This is a genomic window from Fimbriimonadaceae bacterium (assembly GCA_019638775.1).
GTDB lineage: Bacteria > Armatimonadota > Fimbriimonadia > Fimbriimonadales > Fimbriimonadaceae > JAHBTD01.
The window spans coordinates 1-17,444 of sequence record JAHBTD010000016.1 but is presented as its reverse complement, the minus strand read 5'-3'; the positions used below and the strand labels follow the sequence as shown (position 1 = coordinate 17,444).

The 17,444-nt window shown below is 60.1% G+C and carries 14 protein-coding genes and 1 pseudogene; 11 read left to right on the top strand and 4 right to left on the bottom strand.

The annotated features are described in order from the left end of the window. The 3 genes from KF784_17510 to amrB form a co-directional block, all read left to right on the top strand. Window positions 1-811, top strand: an 811-nt coding sequence (locus KF784_17510; GenBank protein MBX3120859.1) for a hypothetical protein, incomplete at its 5' end; no start/stop codon positions are given. Window positions 812-816: 5 nt separating this feature from the next. After that, window positions 817-1,572, top strand: a complete 756-nt coding sequence (locus KF784_17505) for a hypothetical protein (GenBank protein MBX3120858.1) — start codon at window positions 817-819, stop codon at window positions 1,570-1,572. A 246-nt stretch (window positions 1,573-1,818) separates the two neighbouring features. Further along, window positions 1,819-3,069, top strand: a complete 1,251-nt coding sequence (amrB, locus tag KF784_17500) for an AmmeMemoRadiSam system protein B (protein ID MBX3120857.1) — start codon at window positions 1,819-1,821, stop codon at window positions 3,067-3,069. Between the two features lie 504 nt (window positions 3,070-3,573). On the opposite strand, the gene KF784_17495 is transcribed toward amrB, so the two are convergent. From KF784_17495 to KF784_17480, 4 genes are all read right to left on the bottom strand, one after another. Beyond that, window positions 3,574-3,945: a type II toxin-antitoxin system VapC family toxin gene (locus KF784_17495; protein ID MBX3120856.1), complete on the bottom strand. Its 372-nt coding sequence runs from the start codon at window positions 3,943-3,945 to the stop codon at window positions 3,574-3,576. Then, a complete protein-coding gene (locus KF784_17490; GenBank protein MBX3120855.1) occupies window positions 3,942-4,151 on the bottom strand; it encodes an AbrB/MazE/SpoVT family DNA-binding domain-containing protein in 210 nt (69 codons plus the stop codon). The genes KF784_17495 and KF784_17490 overlap by 4 nt, the downstream gene beginning before the upstream one ends. 233 nt (window positions 4,152-4,384) lie before the next feature. Further along, entirely contained in the window at window positions 4,385-4,735 is a 351-nt protein-coding gene (locus KF784_17485; protein ID MBX3120854.1) for a hypothetical protein, read from the bottom strand. 121 nt (window positions 4,736-4,856) lie between these two features. Further along, window positions 4,857-5,378, bottom strand: coding sequence for a peptidylprolyl isomerase (locus KF784_17480; GenBank protein MBX3120853.1), 522 nt, complete (start codon window positions 5,376-5,378; stop codon window positions 4,857-4,859). Between the two features lie 277 nt (window positions 5,379-5,655). Between KF784_17480 and KF784_17475 the strand changes: the two genes are divergently transcribed. The 8 genes and pseudogenes from KF784_17475 (at window position 5,656) to KF784_17440 (ending at window position 17,284) form a co-directional block, all read left to right on the top strand. Then, complete coding sequence (locus KF784_17475) at window positions 5,656-7,185, top strand: MBL fold metallo-hydrolase (GenBank protein ID MBX3120852.1); 1,530 nt, start codon at window positions 5,656-5,658, stop codon at window positions 7,183-7,185. 273 nt (window positions 7,186-7,458) lie between these two features. Beyond that, complete coding sequence (locus tag KF784_17470) at window positions 7,459-9,009, top strand: SAM-dependent DNA methyltransferase (GenBank protein MBX3120851.1); 1,551 nt, start codon at window positions 7,459-7,461, stop codon at window positions 9,007-9,009. Further along, on the top strand, window positions 9,009-10,124 hold the full coding sequence (locus KF784_17465) for a restriction endonuclease subunit S (GenBank protein MBX3120850.1): 1,116 nt from the start codon (window positions 9,009-9,011) through the stop codon (window positions 10,122-10,124). The genes KF784_17470 and KF784_17465 overlap by 1 nt, the downstream gene beginning before the upstream one ends. Window positions 10,125-10,126: 2 nt before the next feature. After that, window positions 10,127-10,303: pseudogene (locus tag KF784_17460) on the top strand (Fic family protein). Window positions 10,304-10,379: 76 nt separating this feature from the next. Then, window positions 10,380-11,570 carry a Fic family protein gene (locus KF784_17455; GenBank protein ID MBX3120849.1) on the top strand — a complete coding sequence of 397 codons (1,191 nt, stop codon included), beginning with the start codon at window positions 10,380-10,382 and terminating at the stop codon, window positions 11,568-11,570. Further along, a complete protein-coding gene (locus KF784_17450; protein MBX3120848.1) occupies window positions 11,567-14,980 on the top strand; it encodes a DEAD/DEAH box helicase family protein in 3,414 nt (1,137 codons plus the stop codon). Before KF784_17455 ends, KF784_17450 begins: the two co-directional genes overlap by 4 nt. Before the next feature lie 94 nt (window positions 14,981-15,074). Further along, window positions 15,075-15,803, top strand: a complete 729-nt coding sequence (locus KF784_17445; GenBank protein ID MBX3120847.1) for a UPF0149 family protein — start codon at window positions 15,075-15,077, stop codon at window positions 15,801-15,803. 341 nt (window positions 15,804-16,144) lie between these two features. After that, complete coding sequence (locus tag KF784_17440) at window positions 16,145-17,284, top strand: NADH:flavin oxidoreductase/NADH oxidase (GenBank protein MBX3120846.1); 1,140 nt, start codon at window positions 16,145-16,147, stop codon at window positions 17,282-17,284. Window positions 17,285-17,444: the final 160 nt, after the last annotated feature.

Below are 17,444 nucleotides of genomic sequence, written 5' to 3'. Positions count from 1 at the left end.
ACGGATCATCTTTCTGGTGATCGGCCTGTGCACGTTGCTGCCGCTGCTGTTCCCGGTGGGGCTGCCGATCAAGATTTCTTCCGAAGTGCGCGGCGTCTACGACTATATCGAAAACCTTCCCGAAGGATCGGTCTTTCTTCTGTCGTTGGACTTCGATCCCGCGTCCAAGCCCGAACTCTATCCGCAGGCCATCGCCATTTTGCGCCACGCGTTTAAAAAGAATTTGCGCGTCGTGGCCATGACGCTCTGGGTCTCCGGCACCGGTCTTGCCGACCAGATCCTGTCGCAAACGGCCACAGAAGCGGGCAAGGAAAACGGCAAGGACTACGTCTTCCTGGGCTGGAGTCCCGGCGGCAGCGCCGTCATTCTGAACATGGGGCAGGACCTCTACAATGCCTTTCCCGCAGACTACGGCGGCAAGGCGACCAAAGGCCTGCCGGTGTTGGCGGGCGTCCAGAACCTGCGCGACGTCACCTATGCGATCAGCCTTGGCGCGGGCAATCCCGGCGTCGAAGCCTGGTACGTGTTCGGCAAGGACAAATATAAGTTCGAACTCGGGGGCGGATGCACCGGTGTCATCGCACCGGGGCTGTATCCGCTGTTGCGCAGCGGGCAGATCAACGGGTTGATCGGCGGCCTGCGCGGGGCGGCGGAATATGAAACCTTGATCGGCCAAAAGGGGAAAGCGGTCGCCGGCATGGATGCGCAGTCGGCCACGCATTTGGCCATCATCGTGCTCGTCGCCATCTGCAACATCTTTTACTTCTCCTTACGGCGGCAACAGCGCCGGCAGGATGGGATGGGATCCTAGGCGCTATGGACTTGTCATTTTCCGTCATACTCGGTGCCTGGATCGCGACAGGGCTGACCCTCTTTATCCTCTCGTTTCTCTATGAGGATAATCCGCTCTTCAAGCTTGCCGAACATCTCTATGTCGGCGTTTCGCTCGGCTACACCATCGTCAAGACCTACGACACGGTGGTGATGACCTTGATCGTCCGACCGATTCTCGACAAAGGGGAATGGTCGCTGCTAATTCCGGTGGGGATCGGCATGCTCATGCTCACCCGGTATGTCCCGAAGGCGGCCTGGCTGTCGCGCTACGCCTTCGCGTTCATCGTCGGCGTCGGGGCGGGGTTGGCGATTCCGCGAACCATCTCGTCGTTCATCCTGAAGCAGATCGAAGACACCGTGCGTCCGCTCTTGAGCGCCGCACCGGGCGGCGGCATCACGTTCGACTACTCGCTGCTCAACCCGGCGAGCCATCTGAACGGCATCATCATCTTGATCGGTGTCGTGTCCGTGCTGTTTTACTTCTTCTTCTCGGTAGAACATTCCGGACCGGGCAAAGCCGTCGCGCGCGCGGGGATTCTGTTTCTGATGATTTCCTTCGGCGCCGCCTTTGGTTATACCGTGATGGCGCGCATGTCGCTGCTGATCGGCCGATTGACCGACCTCATCGAATTTTCCGATGCTTCCTACGGACGCCCCACACTTTGGCTGGTGCTCCTGACCGTCGCCACCCTCATTGTCCTCAGCCGCCGCGGCAGCACCCATCCGCCGAATCAGTAATCCATCGCCGGCATCACGAGATTGTTCCTGAAAAGCGACCAGGTTGTACATTGCGAAGAACCTGCCATGCGCGGGATGTTCAACGAGTCGTCCAGCAAGGCCGCAGGGAGTGGAGAGGCGAGGCGAGGCGTACTGCAGGTCGTACGTTGAGCCTCTGAACGATCCGAGAACGCAGCTGGGCGGCTCGTTCAACATCACGCCCCCTGTTGCGCCTGAGAAGTTTGCTCCGCTACAATGCGCCTCACTATGGAATCCACACCGACCATGACCGCCAAAGATCCCAAGCAGTATCCGCTGCTGCGTAACCTACAATTTTCGCCGATCAAGGAAGGGGAGGAGCAGTTCATCGTGCTCTGGGACCCCACCGGCTTGAGCAAAGAACGCCTGGTCCTGCCGCTGAATTATTTCTTCATCGTGCAGCACCTCGACGGGGAACATAGCGTCCAGGACATCGGCGCGATTTATCTCAAGCGCTTCGGCGAATTCCTCATGCCCAATAAGGTCGAGCAGTTACTGGCCGATCTGGATACCAAACTCTTTCTGGAAGGCGCGCGCACCGAGCAGGCCAAGCAGCAGGCATTGGCCGCCTATCGCCAGGCGCCCTCCCGTTCGCCGCAATTTGCCGGTCGCAGTTATGAAGCCGAGCCAGCCAAATTGCGCGCCCAAATCAACAGCTTCTTCGTGTCAAAAGAAGGGCCGGAGGTCAAGGCCTCCGAGCACAAGGGCCAACTCATCAAGGCGCTCGTCGCGCCCACCTACGAAATGAAACACGCCGGCCCGATCTATGCTTGGGCCTATAAGGAATTGCAGGACGCCCAGAAGCCGGATCTCTACGTGCTGATCGGCACTGCCCACTCAGGATTGGAACACCCGGTCGCGGTGACCGACAAAGATTTTGAGACACCATTGGGGCTCGTGAGCGTCGAACGTGCGGTCACCGACCGCCTGCGCGAACAGATCCCCGCCGCCTTCACCGACGAATTGGCACATCACAATGAACATGCATTGGAATTTCAGCTGCCGTTCCTGCAAGAGACTCTCGGCCAAGACCAGGCGTTTACGATTGTGCCGATTCTCACGGCGTTTTCGGCGGACAGTCTGCGCGATCCGCAGATCCGGGAGCAGGTCGAGACGTTTCTTCAGGCCTTGAAAGACGCGCTCGCCGCCACGGGCAAGTCCTACTGCGTCGTCGTCGGCGCGGAACTGGCCCACATCGGCATGCGCTACGGCGACTCGGCCCCGCCGACGGACTTCTCCTTCCATCGCTGCATGCAGACCGATCTCGAAATGCTCAAACATGTCGAGAACCGCGACCCGGAAGAATTCGCGAAGTTCATTCAGAAGGAAAACGACCAGCGCCGCATCTCTGGTTTCTCGCCTATTTACTCGATGCTGCGGTTGATCCAGGCGGAGACAGGGCAGGTGCTGCGGTACGATCGCGGAATCACGGATCAGTATAATTCCACCGTGACGTATGCCAGCATGGCCTTCTTCTAGTCCGGACGATGAAAACGACCGCTAGCTTCGTTCTCGCTTCCCTCAGAACCTCAACGTACTAAACAGCACGCCTCGGCTCTTCGCTCGCTGCGGCCTTGCCAGACGGTCGTTTTGCTCGTCCGAAAGAACGGTTGCTGAAAAATCCCGCCACCGGCGTTCTCCCCTCGAAACCATCCTCAACGTAGCCAGGGGCTACGCCTCCGGTTTTGTCTCACCTGCGGCCTCGGCAGACGGCTTTTTGAGCAGCCTGCACGGAAACCGTACTGTCGTTCTCGCGTCTCTCAGATCGCTCAACGTAGCGCATGGCTACGCCTCGCTCCTTCGTTAGCTGCGGCCTAGGTGAACGGTCGTTTTGACCGTTCTGCAGGGAACCTCCTCAAACAGGTCCCCAGCTTCGTTCTCCCCTAGAAACCATCCTCAATGTAGCCCGAGGCTACGCCTTCGGATTTCTCTCGCCTGCGGGCTTGGTGAAGGGGCTTTTGGGCAACCTGCGACAGAGGAGGGCTACTTCACGTAGACCACGCCAGGCAGATCCTTCAGATCCGCATCACCCGTCACGACATCCGCATTCTGGTCCAATGCCGTCGCATAGACGATCGCATCAGCCATTGCCAGACCGTGCCGAAGGCTGACATCCGCGGCTACATAGGCAATCGATTCGGTGAGTTGAACCACGTTGGTTGCATGAAGTCGTCCGGAAAAGAGGATCGCAGTCTCCTCACCACGCTCGCGCTTGATCTTTTTGTAGACCTCGTACAACACAATTGTCGGCGTAATGATTTCGTAGCGCGAAGAAAAGTATCCAGAATAGCGATCAGCGAGTGGTCCGCCTGTAAAGAATTCGATCCAGCCGCTGGAATCCAACAGGATCTTCACACGCGATCCTTCTTTTCCCGGAGGCCTGCCCTAGACATACCCTTGAGTGCCCCCTTCAGCGACTTGAGTGGCACTTCCGGCACCAAGGTAATCACGCCGCCTTTTTCCAGGACCTGCAAGCGCTGGGAAGGACTCAGGCGAAGCTTTTCTCTCACATCCTTAGGGATGACGATTTGGAACTTCGGCGAGATAGTCGTCATAGACATTGCAGCACCTCCCTACCGATTACTGATCGATCATCGTATCGTCATACACCCCGCGCGTCAAGCGTGAAGGTTATGTCGGCGCGCAAGCAGGGAAGCACCGCTTGGAGTAACAGGAGGGTCAAAAAGTCCTCCCAGCGCGGCCGCAGCGAGCGAAGGGACGAGGCGTACCCTTGCGGTACGTTGAGGATCGAAGCGATGCGAGAACAAAGCTGGGGGGCTTTTTCACCCTCCTGCTAATAGGCCGGCACGCCGCCGACTGGATCGGTATATCTCGTCGGCGTGGTGTAGCGATCCCAGGTGGTGACGGCGCCCTGTTCGAAGTAGACACGAAAGGCGCTGGTGATGCAGGCGTTGCGTCCGATCGGTGGATAGAGCCAGACCGTGACGGTCCGCCCTTCATCCTCGACATCCTTCTTGCACACCGGTGTGCCGAGCGCGAGGTACACCTGATCTTCCGTCATACCGCGCAGGATGTTCCCCTTATCAATCGCCCATCGCACGCCTTCGGGATAGGAGGGGTATTGCTCCGTCATCAGGCGCTGGCGTTGGCCGTCGCAGCCGGACAGAACGAGGGGGAAGAACACTAAACAAGAACAGACGGTGTGTATCAGCGACTGGCCTGGCAAGGGGTACGGGCTCGTCACAAGGGATGAAACCAATTCCAGCAATACGCCGCCGGAGGAGCTGACAGTCGCTTGGCTGCGGCTACTCTTTCACCGTCACCTTCATGCGAATCGGCTCCAGCGGATTGTCGCGCTCGTCGCGCGGCATCTTGGCGATCATGTCGATGACCTCGATGCCCCGGATGATCTCGCCGAAAATGGAATAGCGCCGATCGAGGCCGCTGTTGTCCTGCAGGGAGATGAAAAACTGGGAGCCGTTGTCGTTAAAGTCGCGGGTGCTCGTGCCGTCGCGGGGCATTTTCGCCATCGAGATCGCACCGCGCTTATGGGGCCGGTCGTTGGTTTCGGGATTGAGAAAGTAGCCCGGGCCGCCGGTGCCGTGCAGCATCCGATCCGGCGTCTTGCTCAACGGGTCGCCTCCCTGAATGATAAAGCCCGGCACCACGCGATGAAAGGTGGTGTCGTCGTAAAACCCCAGTTTCGCCAGGTTGATGAAGTTCTCGACATGACGCGGCGCGTCGTCCGGGTAAAAACGAATCCGGATGTCGCCGAAAGGGGTGCTGATTGTGGCACGGGGATCTTTTTTCTGAAATTGCATGGTCATGAGGCAAATGTAGCAGGCCGGCAATTCCATCGGCAAGAGGGGGGCCGCGTGATTTCTCCGGATGAACAGCGTATTCTGTCGGCGAAACCACCGGGGCCGATGAGCAAGCGGGAGTCCTGGGCCACCACGATTGTGTTCAGGCTGTTCAGGACGGCGGCTCGACACGACCGCGGGACGATCGGTGACTGGGGGTATCTTTGCGGAATGTCGCAGGGCGATGCTCGACCGAGGACGCCGGCGGCGGTCACGCGTAACAGCCTGCCAGGGGAGGAAGCCGATGCCTGAACAAGCCGTGCTGAACGTCGATCTGGCGGATGTGTGGAGAGAGCGGGGCCGCAAACGGTACATCCGTACGATCGCCTGGGGCGACGAAATTACCGTGGTGAAGCAGGCCGCCACCTACCTCGAAGTCAGCATCACGGTCTTTCGCGAAAAGCCCGACGGCAGCATCCTCCCCGAATCCATCACCGGCTACATCGAACCGACCAAAACCTCTCGTATCACAATCGCCGACCTGACCAGGCCCGTCGCAGAGAATCGGGTTCTGAAGGTCAATTTTGTGGATGTGCAACAGGGCGACGGCATGGTCGTCGAATCGCCCGACGGGAAGATCATCCTCATCGACGGCGGCGACAACCAGATGTTCGCGCGCTACCTGGCCGGGCGGTTTCGCAACACCAGCCTCGAGCAACCGAAGAAGATCGACTGCCTCGTCGTCACCCACGGCGACGCCGACCACTTCTCCGGCCTCAACGAGATTCTCAAGTCCGAAACCAACAAGGTCAAACGCAAACGGCTCTTCATGCAACCGCAGCGCGTCTACCACAACGGCATCGTGAAACGCCCGAGCACCATGAACAATAAAGCCGTGCCGGACAGCAAACTCCTCGGCCCGACGAAGTCGGTGGACGGTCGACTGTATCTTACGGGCCTGGAAGAAAACCTCTTCGACGTAGACGACAAGGAAATGAATCAGCCGTTCAAGAAGTGGAAGCAGACCCTCGCCACCTACAACAGCCGCAGCCCGCTCAGCTTCCGGCGCCTGCAACTCGGCGACAATCAGGCCTTTGAGTTCTTCAATCGGGACGACCTGCGGATCGACATATTAGGACCGATCACCACAGACCTCGGGGGCACACCGGCGCTGCGCTTTCTCGGTGAACCACCCACGGGACCGCGCATCGGCCATGACTCGCTCAACGACAGCGACGAAGGCTTCCCCGGCCGTTCCGCTTCCCACACCATCAACGGGCATTCCATCGTGCTCCGCCTGAGCTACGGCGGCTTCAGCTTCCTCTTTTCCGGCGACCTGAACGACGAGGCCAGCCGCTTTCTCGCGCGCGAACACAACAAAGGCACTCTCAATCTGCGATCGGAAGTCTTCAAGGTCCCGCATCACGGCTCGGCCGATTTTTCCGGCGCGTTCATGCAGGCCGTGTCGCCCATCGTCAGCGTGGTGTCGAGCGGCGACGAGAGCGCGCGCAAAGAATACATCCATCCACGCGCCACGCTCATAGGCGCCCTGGGCAAATGGTCGCGCGTGCCGGAGCCGCTCATCTTCGCCACCGAGTTGGTGGCGTTCTTTGCAGAGGAAGGGCTCTCCCGCCTGCAGGACGAGAAGAAGGCCAAAAAGCGCGGCCCCTTCTACGGCTTCAGCCGTACGGCCTACGGCCTCGTCAAAACCCGCACCGACGGCCAACGTCTGTTCGTCTACACCGACAGCGGCAACGTGAAGATGAAAGAAGCCTACGCCTACCGACTGGATAGCTCAGGTGTGCCGCAACCGGCGGAAGTCAAACGCGCGTGAGCGGCAGAAGTCGCGCAAGGCCTTCCGGACAAGCCGCTGTTCTTCCCCCACAAAATACGCTTCACGGGTGACGTGAGACGACGTGGTTCCCCTGTGACCCCGGATGTCACGGACGGATGATAGGGTCAAGCCTCAGTGAGGCGTTGCCGTCAGGCGTCGTTCGCCTCTCCATGTGGACAATCCAAAAGCGGATCTGGGCGTTGTGTCCGCTGAGACAAGCAGGTATCCTGCCGGGCACGTGCAGAATCGGCAATCAGCCTAGAGGAATGGTGCATGCTGACCGGCGAAATCCGTAGCCAAATCGACCGCATCTGGGATGCCTTCTGGTCCGGTGGTATTGCGAATCCGCTGGAGGTGATCGAACAAATCACCTACCTCATGTTCATTCGCCGCCTCGACGATCTGCATACGCTGGAAGAGAACAAAGCCAACCGGTTGAAGCAACCCATGGCGCGACGAGTCTTTCCTGAAGGGGAGGATGCGAAGGGCCGTTCCTACGAAGACTACCGCTGGTCGCGCTTCAAGCATGTTGCTCCTGCCGATATGTATGTCCTGGTCGGCGAGCACCTCTTTCCCTACCTGCGCACCGATCTCGTGCGGCAGCTCGGCAACGACGACTCCACCTACGCGCAGCATATGAAAGACGCGCGCTTCACCATTCCCACGCCCGCGCTGCTGGCGAAGGTGGTGGACCTGCTCGACCATGTGCCGATGGAGGCGCGCGACACGAAAGGCGATGTCTACGAGTACATGCTGGCCAAGATTGCAGCCGCCGGGCAAAACGGCCAGTTCCGCACGCCGCGCCACATCATCCGGTTGATGGTGGAGGTGACCGCGCCGCAACCCACCGACGTGATCTGCGATCCGGCCTGCGGAACGGCCGGCTTTTTGGTGGCGGCAGGGGAGCACCTGCGCGAACGGTTTCCGAGACTCCTGCACGACGCGAGTCAGCGAAAGCACTTCCACCACTGCATGTTCCACGGCTTCGACTTCGACAATACGATGCTGCGCATCGGCAGCATGAACATGCTGTTGCACGGGGTGGAGAGCCCGGACATCCGCTACCGCGACTCGCTCGCGCAGGATCATGCGGGCGAGGAGGAGAAGTACACGCTCGTGCTGGCCAATCCACCCTTCGCCGGCAGCCTCGACTACGAAAATACCGCCAAGGACTTGCTCCAGATCGTCAAGACCAAGAAGACCGAGTTGCTCTTCCTGGCGCTCTTTCTGCGGCTGCTCAAGCCGGGCGGGCGGGCGGCGGTCATTGTGCCCGACGGCGTTTTATTCGGCTCCAGCAAGGCCCACAAGGAATTGCGCCGCATCCTGGTGGAAGACCAGAAGCTCGACGCCGTAATCAAGCTGCCAGGCGGGGTGTTCAAGCCCTACGCCGGCGTGTCGACCGCGATCCTCGTTTTCACCAAGACCAACTCCGGCGGCACGGACTTCGTCTGGTTCTACGATGTCGAGGCCGACGGTTGGAGCCTCGACGATAAGCGCCAGCCGCTCCTGTCAGAGGACAAGCTCGGCCCGGTCCCGAAGACGGCGCTGACTGAAGATGAGCAGGCAAAGAACAATCTGCCTGACATCCTAGCGCGTTGGGCGCAGCGAGACGGCAACGAGCAAGAACGGCCGCGCACCGCACAGAGCTTCTGCGTGCCCAAGGCCGACATCGCCGCGCAGGGTTACGACCTCTCGCTCAACCGCTACAAGGAAGTGGTGCACAAGGCAATCGAGCACCGCCCGCCGAAAGAGATTCTTGCCGAGCTGGCGAAGCTGGAGCAGGAGATTCAGCAGGGGATGAAGGAGCTGGAGGGGATGCTTTAGTGGATAGTGACCTCAAAACGTGGACCGAGGCTTCGCTCTACAGTTTCTGCAATCCGAAGCAGTGGCCCACTATTCCTCAAAATGCATTTACGGAAAATGGCTATCCGGTCTACGGCGCGAACGGGAAAATAGGTTTTTACAATGAGTTTAATCATGAGAAGCCGACGGTTTTGATTACATGTCGTGGAGCAACCTGTGGAGCGATTAATGTGTGTGAGGCAAAATCGTATGTCACTGGCAATTCGATGGCTCTCGACGATCTCGACGAAGCTCGGGTTGATCTGAAATTCTTGGTTTACGCACTACGCAATCATGGCCTTGGTAAGGCAATTACGGGAACGGCACAGCCTCAAATAACACGAGAAAGTTTGACCAGTGTCAAAGTTCCTCTTCCGCCGTTAAATCAACAGCGGCGGATAGCGGCGATCATGGACAAGGCGGACGAGCTGCGGGCCAAACGCCGAACCGCCATCGCCAAGCTCGACCGCCTCACCCAATCCATCTTCCTCGACATGTTCGGCGATCCCATCGCCAACACTCGCTCGTGGGACCTCAGGCCGCTCAATGACTTGGGAGCCGTTGAGCGCGGAGTCTCCAAGCACCGCCCTCGGAATGCGCCTGAGTTGTTAGGTGGGCCGTACCCATTTGTTCAGACCGGTGACGTTGCGAACTGCGATGGATATATTCGCACCTATTCAGCTACATACTCAGATATCGGTCTACGACAAAGCAGACTATGGCCAGCTGGCACACTGTGTATCACGATTGCAGCGAATATCGCCAAGACAGGCATTCTTACTTTCGATGCCTGTTTTCCCGATAGTGTGGTGGGATTCAGAGCTGAAGAGAGGGCGACCGTTGAGTTTGTACGGCTGTGGCTCTCGTTCTTACAAAAAATCCTGGAAAAAAAGGCGCCAGAGTCCGCTCAGAAGAACATCAATCTAGAGATTTTGAGAGCTTTAGAGGTTCCAAATCCAGGCATTGAGCTTCAGCGAAAGTTTACTCGTCGGATCGACGCCATCGAACGCTGCAAGATCGTGGGGCGTCGTGCCATTCATGAGTACAACATGCTCTTCGCCTCCCTCCAGCACCGCGCCTTTCGGGGAGAACTGTAGCCATGTCCTTCGCCCCGCGCTTCACCATCACGAATCCGATCACCGGCGCGCTCACGTTCATCGAACGTGCCCGAGGGTTTCTGGAGGCGGCCACGCTGTCAGAGGATTGGATCGGACGCATGAGCCGGCAGGCGCTGTTGCTGGAAGCACACCACACCACCCATATCGAGGGCACGCAGCGCATGATTTACATTGTTTTAGGTAAAATGACCGTCCTAAAATAGCGACGATCACTATTTTAGGATCGCGACTACCATGCATCGTCCATTGCCTGGCCGCTATGTGAAGGTGCGCTCTCCGGAGGAGTCATTCCAGGCCTTTGTGCCGGCGCCGCTGCCTCCTCAGCCGCCGGTGGAATGGAGCCCCGCGCTGCGCCGGCGCTTCGACGATGCGCTGGTGGCACTCGGCCGTCTCGATGCGGTCACCGCGCTCTTGCCCAATGCAGACTTGCTGCTCTACAGCTTCGTCCGTAAGGAAGCGGTGCTGTCGAGCCAGATCGAAGGCACGCAGTCGTCGCTAGCCGATCTCCTACTGTTCGAAATCCACGAAGAACCAGGCGTACCGATCGACGATGCGCGGGAGGTGAGCCGTTACGTCGCGGCGCTGGATCGCGGACTCACACTGCTGCGCGGCGGGTTGCCGATCTCCACCCGCTTGCTGTGCGGAGTGCACGCGACACTGCTCGATCATCCGCACGGTCGCGGCAAGACGCCCGGCGAGGTGCGCCGCTCCCAGGTCTGGGTCGGCGGCACGCGGCCGGGGAACGCGGTGTTCGTCCCGCCCCCGGCGGACGCCGTATCGGCATCCCTTACCGCGCTCGAGCAGTTTCTCAACGACAAGCCTTCGCCGACACCGCCGCTGATCAAGGCGGCGCTGGCACACGTGCAGTTCGAGACGATCCATCCATTCCTTGACGGCAACGGTCGCCTCGGACGGCTGCTGATCGTGCTGCAGCTCGTCGCAGACGGCATCCTCCGCGAGCCGCTCTTGTATCCTAGCCTGTTTTTCAAAACCCACCGCGCACTGTATTACGAACTACTCAACGGCGTGCGCCTGCACGGAGACTGGGAACGCTGGCTGGACTTCTTTGCAGAAGGCATTGCCGCCACCGCCACACAGGCCATGATGACCGCACACGCCCTCTTGACCTTGGTGGACAACGATCGCGACCGCATTGCGGGGCTCGGCCGTGCGGCGCCCTCCGCGCTCGCTGTGCATCAGGCGATGCAGAAGCAACCGCTGGCGACATCGGCGACACTCGTCAAGGCGGCAGGGCTGACACCCGCGACGGTGAACAAATCGCTCGCGCACTTGCAGAATCTTGGCATTGTACAAGAGATGACGCGCCGGCAACGCGATCGGGTGTTCAGTTATCGTCGCTATGTGCACCTGCTCAACGCAGAGCTGGAGCAAGACAAGGCGCAGGGAGGCGAGTCGGGGCTGTGAGCCAGTTCCTCTTTCTCCAACGCGAATGGACCGCCCTCTTCGAGGCCGCGTCGAAGGCGGAAGGGGCAGTGTATACCGATCCCCGCACGGCGTGCTTCTATGCGAGGCGTGCACTGGAGCTGACCGTCACGTGGGCCTACAAACATGACGCGGCACTGAAGCTTCCCTATCAGGACAACCTCTCCGCCCTGATTCACGATCCGAGTTTCAAACAGGCGGCCGGTGAGGCCGTCTTCAGCAAAGCGCGGGTGATCAACACCCTCGGCAACCGGGCGGTCCATAGCCACCGCCCCGTGCCCGAGGCGGATGGGCTCGCTGCGGTGCGCGAGCTGTTTCATGTGGCCTACTGGCTCGCGCACACCTATGGTCGTGCCGGTCGGCCTGACCCAGGAGTCACCTTCGATCCCGCTGCCCTTCCGCGACCTGCACCGGCGGCGGCCCAAACGGCCGAGCAGTTGCAGGCACTGGAAACGCGCTTGCGGGAGAAAGACGAGTGCCTTGCGGACCTGCTTGCCGACAACACCGCGCTCGACACCGAGCTCCAACGCTTGCGCGCCGAGATCGCGGAGGCGAAGAAGGCGGCCTCTGCACAGGCGGATCGGCACGATTACTCGGAGACCGAGACCCGCGACTATTTCATTGACCTGCTCCTCAAGGAAGCCGGCTGGCCGCTCGATCAGTCGCGCGATCGGGAGTTTGAGGTCACCGGCATGCCGAACGAGGAGGGCAAGGGTTATGTGGACTATGTGCTGTGGGGCGACGACGGGAAACCGCTAGGACTGGTGGAGGCGAAGCGTACTCGCCGCGATCCCCGGGTGGGGAAGCAGCAGGCCAAGCTGTATGCCGATTGCCTTGAGCGGCAGTTCGCCCGGCGGCCGCTGATCTTCTATTCCAACGGCTACGAGCATTGGCTCTGGGACGACACCCGCTATCCACCACGCCGGGTGCAGGGATTCTACAAGAAGGCGGAACTGGAACTGGCGATTCAGCGGCGGGAGACGCGCCGCTCGCCGGCAGCTGCGTCGATCAGCCCGACAATCGTCGAGCGCCACTACCAGACGCGCGCCATCCGCCGGATTGCTGAGGCGTTCGAGCGCGACCACGAGCGGAAGGCGCTGCTCGTGATGGCGACGGGGACCGGGAAGACACGCACGGTGATTGCGCTTGCGGACCTGTTGATGCGGTGCAACTGGGTCAAGCGTGTACTGTTCCTTGCCGACCGTGTGGCGCTGGTCAATCAGGCGGTGAACGCCTTCAAACGGTACCTGCCGGATGCCTCCCCGGTGAACCTGGTGACCGAGAAGCACGCGGAGGGGCGTGTCTACGTTTCGACGTATCCCACCATGATGGGGCTGATCGACGAGGCGACTGACGGCCAGCGGCGGTTCGGCGTGGGACATTTCGACCTGGTCGTCATCGATGAGGCACACCGCTCGGTGTTCCAGAAGTACCGCGCCATCTTCGATTATTTCGATTCCCTGCTGATCGGCCTCACCGCGACGCCCAAGGACGAAGTGGACCGCAACACCTACAGCCTCTTCGACCTTGAAAGCGGCGTGCCGACCGACTCGTATTCATTGGAGGAGGCGGTGCGCGACGGATTTCTTGTTCCGCCGCGAGCGGTCTCGGTGCCGCTCAGGTTTCCGCGCCAGGGGATCAGGTACGACGCGCTCTCGGAAGACGAAAAAGACCAGTGGGACGCCCTGGAATGGAGCGACGACGGCACGGTTCCAAACCGTGTCGAGGCGGAAGCGGTGAACACGTGGCTCTTTAATACGGACACGGTCGACAAGGTGCTGGAACATGTCATGACCCGGGGACTCACGGTCGCCGGCGGCGATCGGCTCGGCAAGACGATCATCTTTGCCAAAAATCAGCCCCACGCCGACTTTATCGCCGAGCGGTTCAATGCCAACTATCCGCATTTCAAAGGTGCGTTCGCTCGGGTCATTACGTTCAAGACGGAATATGCGCAGAGCCTGATCGATGACTTTTCGACTAAGGACAAGGCACCGCATATCGCGATTTCGGTCGATATGCTGGATACCGGCATCGACATTCCCGAGGTCGTGAACCTCATTTTCTTCAAGCTGGTCCGATCCAAGACGAAGTTTTGGCAGATGGTCGGGCGTGGTACGCGCCTCTGTGATGATCTCTTCGGGCCAGGCCGTCACAAGGAGTCCTTCTACATTTTCGATTACTGCCAGAATCTGGAATTCTTCAGCCAAGACATCCCAGGGACTGAGGGTACGGCGGCGGCCTCCTTAGGTAAACGCCTCTTTCAGACACGGTTGGAACTGATTGCCACGATTGACGGTCAGGCGAAAAAGGTGCCTATCCCGGGTATGCCGGAGGCGCCGGCGTTCTATGGGTATCCGACAACGACAACGGCGGTGCGTCAATCCCTCGCTACGGTGCTGCAAGGGGAGGTGGCCGCGATGAACATCAATAACTTCGTCGTCCGGCCTCACCGCCGTCTCGTTGAACAGTATGCCAACCCCGGGGCCTGGGCGATCCTGGAACCTCCCGCGCTGGCTGAGCTTTCCCACCAGGTGGCAGGCCTGCCTACCGAACTCAATTCTGAGAATGAAGAGGCGAAGCGTTTCGATCTCTTAGTTCTCAGGCTGCAGTTGGCCTTGTTGCGTGTCGAGCCGGAGTTCGCCCGCCTGCGGGACCGCGTCCGGGAGATTGTGGGACTGCTGGAGGAAAAGGCCGCCATTCCGATGGTCCGCGAGCAGCTGGCCTTGATCCAGGGTATGCAGAGTGATGAATGGTGGCAGGACGTGACGGTGCCGATCCTAGAGGCGATGCGTCGCCGGCTGCGCGAGTTGGTCCAGTTTATCGAAAAGCGGCGCCGGCAGCCCGTCTACACCGACCTTGAAGATCTCATGGGGAGCGAGACGGAAGTTGTTCTTCCCGGTTTTTCGGTAGGTACTGACCAGACTAAGTTTTTGGCCAAAGTTCGAGCGTTCCTGCGCGAACACCTCGACCATGTGGTGATTGCCAAGTTGCGCATGAACCAGCCGCTCACTGTCACAGACCTTTCCGAATTGGAGCGTGTCCTTGCAGAGAGCGGCGCTGCTCCGCTGGACGATATCCGTCGGGCCGCGGGACACGCTCAAGGTCTCGGTCTCTTCGTGCGATCGCTCGTCGGCATGGATCGTAGCGCGGCCAAAGAGGCACTCGCGGGATTCATTACCGGGAAGACCTTCACTGCCAACCAACTTGAGTTCATCAACCTGGTCGTGGATCATTTGACCGAGCATGGCGTCATGGAACCGGCCCGACTCTATGAATCGCCCTTTACCGATCTCAGTCCACATGGGCCAGACGGGTTGTTTCAGCCGAGAGAGATGGACGACCTGATTCGTATGTTGGAATCCGTGCGCGCCACCGCCTTGGCGGCCTGAGTGAGGGGAGGGCAGGATCCCAACCGGTTCAACGGTCTGCCCCAGCACCACACTCCCGCTTCCATCCGGAATAGATCGGATTTATGATTGCGCCATGTCCTCGACGATCCCTCCATTCACGGCGGCTCAGGCCGCCCTTGTGCAGGACTTTTTGGCCTCCCCGCAGCGTCCGGCCGGCACGCTGACATATGCGCAGTTGGCGGGATTTCTGTTCAGCCTCGCGAACGGGCCGGAACCGATCCCGCCATCGGAATGGATACCGATGGTGTTCGATGATCATGACGCCGGCTACGACACGCACGCCGAGGCAGCGCAGGTGCTTCAGGCCATGATGGGACTCTATTCATACTGTCTACGACAGCATGCTGCCGAGCATGCCACGCTTCCGCCTGGCTGCGACATTCGGTCGAACCCACTCGACAATCTGGAGCCCGATGCGCCTCTGAGCCATTGGGCACAGGGGTTCGGCATGGGGCATGACTACCTGGTGGAATACTGGGACGAATACACCCCGGAGGAACTCGATGAAGCGCTGGGAGCTGCGCTGATGACCCTGACCTTTTTTTCCTCTCCCACGCTGGCCAGGGCCTATCATGAAGAAGGCAGGGCAGGCACAAGCCTCGCGCAGTTGGCCGGAACCGTACTCGACAGCTTTCATGACGCATTGGGTGACTATGCGCACCTCGGTCGAGCAATCTATCAGGCACGGTATGAAGCGGGCGATCTCAGCCCTACACCGGCAACCGGCCTGAAAATCGGACGCAACGATCCCTGTCCCTGTGGCAGCGGCAGCAAATATAAGAAGTGTTGCGGGGCGACCTGACCGAGTGCCGGGCACTATCTTCACCTACACAAATAGCTGCGAGAATCCCCGGAACACGCGCGTCCCCTCCGTCGCTTTCCACACACTCCCGTCCAGTCCGCGTCCTCATCGCGCCCTCACCCCCTCCTCGGGATCAACCTTCAACCACATGAGTCCGCCGCAGAGGGCGATACCGCCCTCGACCGGCAACGACGCCGTCCAGCCCCAGTGATCGGCGAGCCCGGGCGTGAGGCTCGCGAAATTACGCCGCCTATATTGAGCTCCTGTTCATCATGTCCGGGAGGGTTCGGGTTCCATTCCACCCTTTCTTCTCGCTCGAACACCTGCTAAGACAGTGCCCCATGCCAGCTCCGAAGTTATTCGAACCCATACACATCGGCGGACTCACGCTCGACAACCGGATTGTCATTGCGCCGATGTGCCAGTACTCGGCGGTCAATGGGCACATGACCGATTGGCACCTGATTCACCTCGGCCACCTCGCCCTCTCGGGAGCGGCGGCCCTGACGATCGAAGCTACAGCTGTTGAGCCGGAAGGACGCATCACCTACGCCGATACCGGCCTCTGGAACGATGCCACTGAAGCAGCCATGGCACACACGATCGAGAGCATCCGCCGCTGGTCGGATATTCCGGTCGTCATCCAGCTGGCCCATGCAGGCCGCAAAGCCTCGACCGAGGTGCCATGGAAAGGGGGAACACAATTTCCTCCCCACCACGAGCATGGGTGGCAGACGGTCGCTCCTTCGCCAATCCCGTTTGCGCAAGGCGAGCATCCGCCGGTAGCCTTGGATCGCACCGCCATGACGCGCATTCGCGAATCGTTCGCCGCTTCGGCCCGGCGCGCCGGGCGGCTCGGCCTCGACGGCGTGCAGATTCACGTCGCTCATGGGTACTTGCTCCACGAGTTCCTCTCGCCGCTTTCGAACCGCCGGGAAGACGAGTATGGCGGGCGCCTCGAACATCGCATGCGGTTTCCGCTTGAAGTGTTTGATGCGGTCCGGGCCGCGTTCCGGTCTGATCGGCCTGTGACGGTGCGGGTATCAGGCACCGACTGGGTGGAGGGCGGCTGGGACATCGAGCAGACCATCGTATTTGCCAAGGCCCTGGAGTCACGCGGCTGTGCGGCCATCCATATCAGCAGCGGCGGGCTCGATCCTCGGCAACAGATTCCTGTCGGCCCCGGCTACCAGGTGCCCCTTGCTCGTACGGTGAAACAGGCGGTATCCATGCCGGTGATTGCGGTCGGTCTCATCACGGACTACGACCAAGCCGAAAGAATCGTGAGCAACGGCGATGCGGACATGATCGCCCTGGCGCGCGCTATTCTCTATGATCCGCGCTGGCCTTGGCACGCCGCCGCCCATCTGGGAGGTCAGGTCAGCGCACCGAAACAATATTGGCGCAGCCAGCCGAGCCGCCATCGGGATCTATTCCTCGAGGGACGGAAAACACGACAAGAAGACGAGGGTCAGGAGTGAACGGTGACGGATAGGCCCTATTCGTGATCGCTTTCAGCTTCGCTGCTTTTGCTCCCTCATTCCCCCCTCCGTCGGATCGACGTTCATCCACATGAGCCCTCCGCGAAGAGCGATGCCGGCCGCGACCAGCAACGACGCCGGCCAGCCTCAGTGATCGGCC

What these genes read in the sequence shown, in the direction of transcription:
- KF784_17455 (MBX3120849.1), top strand. Translation starts at nt 10,380, where the DNA reads ATGCATCGTCCATTGCCTGGCCGCTATGTGAAGGTGCGCTCTCCGGAG.
- KF784_17440 (MBX3120846.1), top strand. Translation starts at nt 16,145, where the DNA reads ATGCCAGCTCCGAAGTTATTCGAACCCATACACATCGGCGGACTCACG.
- KF784_17475 (MBX3120852.1), top strand. Translation starts at nt 5,656, where the DNA reads ATGCCTGAACAAGCCGTGCTGAACGTCGATCTGGCGGATGTGTGGAGA.
- KF784_17490 (MBX3120855.1), bottom strand. Translation starts at nt 4,151, where the DNA reads ATGTCTATGACGACTATCTCGCCGAAGTTCCAAATCGTCATCCCTAAG.
- KF784_17505 (MBX3120858.1), top strand. Translation starts at nt 817, where the DNA reads ATGGACTTGTCATTTTCCGTCATACTCGGTGCCTGGATCGCGACAGGG.
- KF784_17480 (MBX3120853.1), bottom strand. Translation starts at nt 5,378, where the DNA reads ATGACCATGCAATTTCAGAAAAAAGATCCCCGTGCCACAATCAGCACC.
- amrB (MBX3120857.1), top strand. Translation starts at nt 1,819, where the DNA reads ATGGAATCCACACCGACCATGACCGCCAAAGATCCCAAGCAGTATCCG.
- KF784_17445 (MBX3120847.1), top strand. Translation starts at nt 15,075, where the DNA reads ATGTCCTCGACGATCCCTCCATTCACGGCGGCTCAGGCCGCCCTTGTG.
- KF784_17470 (MBX3120851.1), top strand. Translation starts at nt 7,459, where the DNA reads ATGCTGACCGGCGAAATCCGTAGCCAAATCGACCGCATCTGGGATGCC.